At 29.6% G+C, this 5,673-nt stretch carries 5 protein-coding genes; all 5 read left to right on the top strand.

All coding sequences use genetic code 11. From position 1 onward, the window contains the following. A partial coding sequence (locus tag ACH2BC_RS10660) for an OsmC family protein (protein WP_395053984.1) occupies positions 1-241 on the top strand: 241 nt, incomplete at its 5' end. 92 nt (positions 242-333) lie between these two features. Beyond that, positions 334-750, top strand: a complete 417-nt coding sequence (locus ACH2BC_RS10655) for a hypothetical protein (RefSeq protein ID WP_395053983.1) — start codon at positions 334-336, stop codon at positions 748-750. Positions 751-1,157: 407 nt separating this feature from the next. Continuing rightward, positions 1,158-1,388 carry a DUF3820 family protein gene (locus ACH2BC_RS10650; protein WP_395053982.1) on the top strand — a complete coding sequence of 77 codons (231 nt, stop codon included), beginning with the start codon at positions 1,158-1,160 and terminating at the stop codon, positions 1,386-1,388. Between the two features lie 143 nt (positions 1,389-1,531). Continuing rightward, on the top strand, positions 1,532-3,142 hold the full coding sequence (locus ACH2BC_RS10645) for a CTP synthase (protein WP_395053981.1): 1,611 nt from the start codon (positions 1,532-1,534) through the stop codon (positions 3,140-3,142). A gap of 312 nt (positions 3,143-3,454) precedes the next feature. Further along, positions 3,455-5,353, top strand: coding sequence for a membrane protein insertase YidC (gene yidC / locus ACH2BC_RS10640; protein WP_395053980.1), 1,899 nt, complete (start codon positions 3,455-3,457; stop codon positions 5,351-5,353). Positions 5,354-5,673: the final 320 nt, after the last annotated feature.

Below are 5,673 nucleotides of genomic sequence, written 5' to 3'. Positions count from 1 at the left end.
AACTATTATGGGAATAAAAGCCCAAGACTTAAACGTAGATATTTCTGGAACAACAGCAGAAGTTACCAAAATAATGCAAACTGAACCAAGAAGAATTGCTAAAATTGAAATCAATATAACTTTCATAAAACAACAAGACGAAAAAATTAAAAAAATTCTAGAAAAAGCTGCAATGACTTGTCCAGTATTTAACTCACTTCATCCAGATTTAGAAAAAATTATTACTTTTAATTGGAAATAAATCTTGCTAAACAATTGTTAATAACTCTTTATTTAACAAGGCATACATATAGACTATTTTTATATTTTTGTCTCGAATAATAATTAAAATTTATGGAAAATAATTCAACAAACCCAAATGCTGGTCAAGCAATGGGTATTGCAGCATTGGTTTTAGGAATAATTGCAGTTATTGCAGCTTTTATACCATGTTTTGGTTTGGTAGCAATTCTTTTTGGAGTTTTAGCAATTATTTTTGGAGCAGTAGGATTTTCTCAAGCAAAAAAAGAAAATGCATCACTTACAATGCCAAGAGTTGGTTTAATTTTAGGAATTGTAGCTACTGGTTTTGTAATTATTTGGATGCTTGTTATAGTAGGAAGTATAGGTTCATTTGCGCTATCTAAAAAAGATGAAATAAATGAAATTTTAGACTCTGTGAAAGTTGAAACTAAAAAATATGAAGATTCAATTAAAGTAGAGCTTGATAAACAAAATGATTCTATAAAAACTATTGAAGGATCAAATTAAACTCTATTAATGCGAGTTGATGCTTCAATCAGAATAAAATCATATAAAAAGATAAATATAATTTTTTCCATACTAATTATATTTATCTTTTTTTATACCTATTTGTTGCCTTATTTAAACTTTTCCATAAAATCTTCATGCGAAGGTTTGCCTTTGGTTTATTGTAAAAGTAGAGGATTAAGCAGAGCATTTTCTGAAATCTTGAGATTTAAATTGGATGCAGCAATTGTTTTAAATCCATATTCAATAAAAATATTCATCTTTTTTCTAGTGCAATTTTTTGCAAGAAATTTTATTAATTTTATTTTGACTTCAACCAATTATAAAAAAGTAATTGTGATTGATGTTTCTCTAACAAGTATTTATTTTATATTTTCATTTGTAAATTTAATTATTCCATAACTATTTTGGACGATCAACAAAAACTTCTAATAAAATTAGCGCATACCAAAATGCCTTATGGCAAATATGAAGGTAAATATTTAATAGATTTACCAGAATATTATATGGTTTGGTTACACAACAATCGCTTGCCCAATGGTCAACTTGGCGAACAATTAAAACTGGTTTACGAACTAAAATTAAATGGTTTAGAAGAATTAATTCACAACATAAAAAAGCAATATCCAAAACCATAATGTTGTTTAAATCCTTAATAGTTTTAAAAATAAATTCTATTTATAAATTCTAATTTTCCCTAATAAAATTGTACTTTTGCCACGTTTTAAAAACAGCAAAGCACAAGTACGGAAAACTCGCGAGTTGTCCTAAAAAAAAAACAATGAACCAAACGAAATACATTTTTGTTACTGGCGGTGTAACTTCCTCATTAGGAAAAGGAATTATAGCAGCATCATTAGCAAAATTACTTCAAGCAAGAGGTTACAGAACTACAATTCAAAAATTTGATCCTTATATAAATGTAGATCCAGGAACTTTAAACCCTTACGAACATGGCGAATGTTATGTTACAGATGATGGCGCAGAAACCGATTTAGACTTAGGTCATTACGAAAGATTTTTAAACGTTCCAACATCACAAGCCAATAATGTAACTACAGGAAGAGTTTATTTATCAGTAATAGAAAAAGAACGTCGTGGCGAATTTCTAGGAAAAACGGTTCAAGTTGTTCCTCACATTACAAACGAAATTAAAGAACGAATGCAATTGCTAGGTAATTCTGGCGATTATGACATAGTTATTACAGAAATTGGTGGCACAGTTGGAGATATAGAATCATTACCTTATATAGAATCTGTTCGTCAACTAGTTTGGGAACTTGGCGAAAATAACGGAATTGTAATTCATTTAACATTAGTTCCATATCTTGCTGCTGCCGGAGAATTAAAAACAAAGCCAACACAACATTCTGTAAAAACTTTAATGGAAAGCGGTATAAAAGCCGACATTTTAGTTTGTAGAACAGAACACGAAATATCTGATGAATTACGTCAAAAACTAGCACTTTTTTGCAATGTAAAACGCGAAGCTGTAATTCAATCTATAGATGCTTCAACGATTTATGAAGTTCCCAATTTAATGCTAGAAGAAGGTTTAGACGTTGTAGCACTAAAAAAATTAAATCTTCCTAAAAAAGCAGCACCAGATTTAAAAAATTGGAACACCTTTTTGCATAGATTAAAAAATCCAAAACACTCAGTAAACATTGGGTTAATTGGTAAATATGTAGAACTTCAAGATTCTTACAAATCAATAATCGAATCGTTTATACACGCAGGCGCAGCCAATGAAACCAAAGTAAATGTAATCAGTATTCATTCAGAATTCATTGATAAAGAGAATGTTAAAGAAAAATTATCTTCTCTTGACGGAATTCTAGTCGCACCAGGTTTTGGAGAAAGAGGAATAGAAGGAAAAATAGAAACCGTTCGTTACGCAAGAGAAAATAATATTCCGTTTTTCGGAATTTGTTTGGGAATGCAAATGGCTGTAATAGAATACTCTAGAAACGTTTTGGGTTACAAAGACGCCAATTCTACCGAGATGAACGAAAGTACATCACATCCAGTAATAAACATAATGGAAGAACAAAAAACCATTACCAATAAAGGTGGAACAATGCGACTTGGCGCTTGGAAATGCAACATAAAACCAGACACATTAGCATACAAAATATACCAAAAATCGCAAATAGAAGAACGTCATCGTCACCGTTACGAGTTCAATTCTAAATATTTAAACGATTTAGAAAAAGCAGGATTAACAGCATCTGGCATCAATCCAGAAACAGGTTTAGTAGAAATAATTGAGATAAAAAACCATCCGTTTTTCATTGGCGTTCAATACCATCCAGAATATAAAAGCACCGTTGCCAATCCGCACCCAATTTTTGTTAGCTTTGTGGCCGCAATGGTAAAAAATAAAAAGTAGAAAATAATTTTCATATAATGTCAAGCTGAGCTTATCGAAGTTTAGAAGCGAATCAGTAGGCATTTTCAACAATCGCAATTCCTGCTTTCCGTTTCAATTTTTTTCAATTGCTTTGGGTTTTAACCCAAAGCAATTAAAAAAAGATTTCCACTGCAATCAGGGCTAAAAGAATAAGTATTTCGCATAAAATCAAGGTTTTAAAAACCTTTAAATAAAATTGAAACAAAAAAGTCATCACAACGACTAACCAATAATTAATTAAAAGATACTGAAAATCTGAAATAAATTCAGTACCAGTAAATTCAGCATACTATGGAAGAAAAGAAATTTGATAAAAACTCATTAATAGGATTTGCATTAATATTTTTAATTGTAATGTGGATCATGTTCAACGGAGAAAAAAAATCCCAAAAAGAACAAGCAGAAAAAGCAAAGCAAGAAAAAATTGATAAAGCTACTAAAGCTAAAGAAGTTGCAACCAAGCAAGTAATTGCAGCAGCAGTTGTAGATTCTACAGCAAGTGATACAGTTAAGCTTGCTAAACTTCAAGGAACTTTAGGAAGTTTTGCCTACTCAGCAACATTACCATCAGCCAAAGAAAATTTTACAACAGTAGAAAATACTTTATTAAAAGTAACAATTGCCAATAAAGGTGGATACATTTCTGAAATAGTTTTAAAACAGCACGAACGATTTAAAAAAGGATCAGCAGATTTGGTATCTTTAATAAAAAAGAACAACGCCGATTTAAACTTAACCCTACAAACGTTAGATAACAGAACTTTAAATACCAAAGATTTATTTTTTGAACCAACAGTTACTAAAGTTGGCGAAGATCAAATAATTTCAATGAAACTAAAAGTTAGCGATAACGAGTTTCTAGAATATAAATATGTATTAAAACCTAACAATTATATGTTAGATTTTGATATTCGTTCTCAAGGATTAAGTAAGGTTTTAAATACTTCTAAACCAGCAACTTTTCAATGGGATTTAAAAGCATACAACAATGAAAAAAGTATCACTTATGAAGACAGATATTCAGAAGTATATTTTGAACACAAAGACGGAAAAATAGATTATACTGGCGTTGGTGCAAGCGAAGAAGAAGATACAGAAAAAACAACTTTTATTGCTTTTAAGCAACATTTTTTCAGCTCAATATTAGTAACAGCAACACCATTTGAAACTGCCAAAGTTACATCAACTAAAATTTTTGACGAAGACAAAGCAGACACAACTTATACTAAACAATTTAAAGCTAAACTACCATTGGCATATAAAAATGGCGAGTTAGATTATAAAATGAATTGGTATTACGGACCAACAGATTATGCAACTTTAAAAGCTTATGATAAAAATCTAGACAGAATTATTCCACTTGGTTGGGGAATTTTTGGATGGATAAACCGTTTTATATTCATTCCATTATTTGGATTTTTAGGTTCGTTTATGTCACTTGGAATTGCAATTATTTTATTTACAATTATAATTAAAATAGCAATGTCGCCAATTACATTTAAGTCGTTTTTATCGCAAGCTAAAATGAAAGTTTTGCGTCCAGAAATTACAGAAATTGGAGAAAAATTTGGAAAAGATCCAATGAAAAAACAACAAGAAACAATGAAAGTATATAATAAAGCTGGAGTAAATCCTATGGCTGGTTGTATTCCGGCATTAATTCAGTTACCGTTTATGTATGCCTCGTTTCAGTTTTTTCCATCGGCATTTGAATTGAGACAAAAAAGTTTCCTTTGGGCAGACGATTTATCTTCATTTGACCAAATATTAAAATTGCCTTTTAACATTCCACTATATGGAGATCATGTTAGTTTATTTCCTATTCTTGCTGCAATTGCTATTTTCTTTTATATGAAAATGACTTCTGGCGACAATGCAATGGCACAACCACAACAAGAAGGAATGCCAGATATGACTAAGATTATGAAGATAATGATTTATCTTTCTCCTATAATGATGTTAATTTTCTTTAACAGTTATGGTTCTGGATTAAGTTTGTATAACTTTATGTCTAACTTAATTACTATCGGAATTATGGTTGTAATTAAAAAATATTTTATTGATAGCGATAAAATTCATGCTAAAATTCAAGAAAATAAAACCAAACCAAAATCTGAAAATAAGTTTCAAAAGAAAATGCGAGAAGTTATGGAACAAGCCGAAGCTCAAAAGAAGTTAGGTAAAAAATAATTTTTTTCAATAATTTATTAAACTCTGTTTCAAAATTTTATAATTTTAGACAGAGTTTTTTAATGAAGTCATTTAAACTTTTTTGATTGAAACAAAAAGATAATTTTGCAACCAATTGAAAAAATTTTAAACGACTTCAATATACAAAAATATGAAAGTAGTAATTGTAGGTTACGGAAATATGGGTAAAACCTATGCCAATAGTTTTATAAGTTCAAGATTTATAAAACCAGAAGATATTTATGTTTTGGTTAAAAAAGCATTCATAAATTCAAATGATTTTGGTATTCCAAATGATAATTTTTTTAATGTTCCAAATA

The organism is Flavobacterium sp. (assembly GCF_043760115.1).
In the GTDB taxonomy this organism is placed as follows: domain Bacteria; phylum Bacteroidota; class Bacteroidia; order Flavobacteriales; family Flavobacteriaceae; genus Flavobacterium.
This window is presented reverse-complemented; position numbering and strand designations above follow the sequence as displayed.

What these genes read in the sequence shown, in the direction of transcription:
- ACH2BC_RS10655 (WP_395053983.1), top strand. Translation starts at nt 334, where the DNA reads ATGGAAAATAATTCAACAAACCCAAATGCTGGTCAAGCAATGGGTATT.
- yidC (WP_395053980.1), top strand. Translation starts at nt 3,455, where the DNA reads ATGGAAGAAAAGAAATTTGATAAAAACTCATTAATAGGATTTGCATTA.
- ACH2BC_RS10645 (WP_395053981.1), top strand. Translation starts at nt 1,532, where the DNA reads ATGAACCAAACGAAATACATTTTTGTTACTGGCGGTGTAACTTCCTCA.